Origin of the sequence: Banduia mediterranea, assembly GCF_031846245.1 — a bacterium.
In the GTDB taxonomy this organism is placed as follows: Bacteria; Pseudomonadota; Gammaproteobacteria; order Nevskiales; family Nevskiaceae; genus Banduia; species Banduia mediterranea.
Genome location: NZ_JAVRIC010000050.1, coordinates 1 through 2,099 on the forward strand (window position 1 = coordinate 1; position 2,099 = coordinate 2,099).

Annotated in this window: 2 protein-coding genes; both read left to right on the forward strand. The window is 57.0% G+C overall.

Annotation, left to right across the window (positions count from 1 at the left end; all coding sequences use genetic code 11):
• On the forward strand, positions 1–902 hold a 902-nt coding region (locus RM530_RS18265), incomplete at its 5' end, for an RHS repeat-associated core domain-containing protein (RefSeq protein WP_311366700.1).
• Positions 903–1,492: 590 nt separating this feature from the next.
• Positions 1,493–1,975, forward strand: coding sequence for a hypothetical protein (locus RM530_RS18270; RefSeq protein WP_311366701.1), 483 nt, complete (start codon positions 1,493–1,495; stop codon positions 1,973–1,975).
• Positions 1,976–2,099 lie beyond the last annotated feature (124 nt).

The window sequence follows — 2,099 nt, forward strand, 5'->3', positions numbered from 1 at the left end:
CGTCATGGACCCGAAAGACCGGCCCCGGCGGCAATTTTTCCTACATCTATGGGCCGGATGGCACCTTGATCGGCGAAACCGCCAACAACGGCACCACGCTGAGCAAGAAATACATCTGGCTGGGCGGCGAGCTGATCGGACTGATCAAGGGAAGCACGCTGTATTACGTGCACAGCGATCATCTGGGTAGGCCGGAAGTGGTAACCAACCAATCGAAGGGCATCGTTTGGCGTGCGAGCAACCTTGCCTACGACCGCAGCGTCACGACCAACAGCATCGGCGGGCTCAATATCGGATTTCCGGGGCAGTATTACGACGGTGAGTCGGGGCTCTATTACAACTGGCATCGGTACTATGATCCGAGTATTGGGCGGTATTTGCAGTCGGATCCAATTGGGCTGGCGGGCGGCATCAACACTTATGCCTATGTCGGGGGGAATCCGGTGAGCAACACCGATCCAACCGGATTGCAGGCTTGTGGCTGCGGTATGGGCTACAGCGCGGATCAGTTGCAGGCGATGGCGGCAGTCGGGCGGGCCAATCAAATGATGAACCAAGCCAATCAGGCGATCGCTCCCGCAAGGAGGCAGTTCGGGTTGAATCTTGGTGCAGCCCTCACGGGGCTTGGATCGTTTGTTGTTCCGCCGCTGGCTTATGCGTCGTTCTCGTTCTCGGCAGCCGCCGTCGGTGACAACTATGCCACTACCGGGCAGTTCGACACTTTCGGTGCGATAACAGCAGTTGCTGGTGTCGGCGGTGCCGGCGGCGCGGCGAGACTACTGGGAGCAAGCCCGGAAATTGCGCGACTCACGCAGACGGGAGCATCGATCTTGGATACAGCTCACTCCACGTTGGACGCTGAAGCGCTGGCGGTGGGTGCTATGTGCTCTGTGGCCCAATAATGTCGCACGTTTCCACGCATGGGCTTTTGTCGTCCAAGGCATGGACTATCCTCGCCATCTTGTATGGTCTGCTTGTGTTGGGAACCCTTCTGCTCGCTCTGGTAATACGGCAACCGTCAGGGTGGTTTTTTGTTCCGGCGCTTGCTTTAGCTGGGCTGCTGATTGCGGATTTGCGATTCGGAGAAATTTACGTCGCGCGGTCCAGAATTCGAGTGGACAATCAGCCAGTATCATTTTGGCTGGGGTTTGTGACCCATCTTGCAGGTGCGATTTTCTTTTTCGCCTTAGCTATCAGGTAGCCCGGATCGTGCTGATTCTCTCGACGGCCGCAGCCGTCGAGAGAATCAGCATTCCCTTATAGCTGCCCAGGACCGAAAAAGGGGACCGAAGTGGGTCGATGATTCCGGCCAATGCGAAGCGGTCTACGACAAGAATGGTAGCCTTGTAACCGGCACCCTAAACGGTGGCACTTACAACTACGCCTCTCCGTACACTGACTCCACCGGTCATATGACGCTGGACGTGATTCCTTACTTGCTTTGGGGCAATGGGCCGATCATTGTCGACATGTCGGGTGCTGGTGGCGGCCGATGAGGACGGTTGCGATTGGTGCGCTGGCCTTGGCGGTTGCCGCCGCAGCGGTATTCGGTTTGTTGACGGAACGGTTTCGATACTTCGACTACGAAGGTGCCACCTGCGCTTCTGATGGACTTAACGCGGTGGTCGAGTTGCGCGGATCATTTAGTCCGGACGCGCCAGCAGTTAGAGGCGCGCCGTACTTCCTGCGCATCGAGTTGAATCAAAGAGTGGCCGATGTCGCGGTGATCAGGCCGGTCATCATTTCGACGCACGACGGACTGGTAGTTGCGAATATCGCTCCTCCGAACATCCAGAAGACAGACGACGGAAGAACCGTACTGCTAGTGACTGGGCTCGATGTCCCGTACGAAGACCTAGTGTTGAACATGAGTCTTCGCGGTGGTGACTCCGAGTTGGCACTGACGTGTCCGATGCGCCGCAAGTACTCGGAGGAAATTCGGGTGCCGCTGTGGGATCGGCTGCTTAGCGCGTAGGCGCGGATATCAACATGTATGCCTACACCGGATCGAATCCGATATCCAACAAGACCCCACTGGATTCAGGGCTGTTGAGTTCTCAAAGCCCCTTGAGTGAAATGAGGTGATCGAAGCTGATGGC

Coding starts and splice junctions, on each gene's coding strand:
- RM530_RS18270 (WP_311366701.1), top strand. CDS start 1,493: ATGAGGACGGTTGCGATTGGTGCGCTGGCCTTGGCGGTTGCCGCCGCA.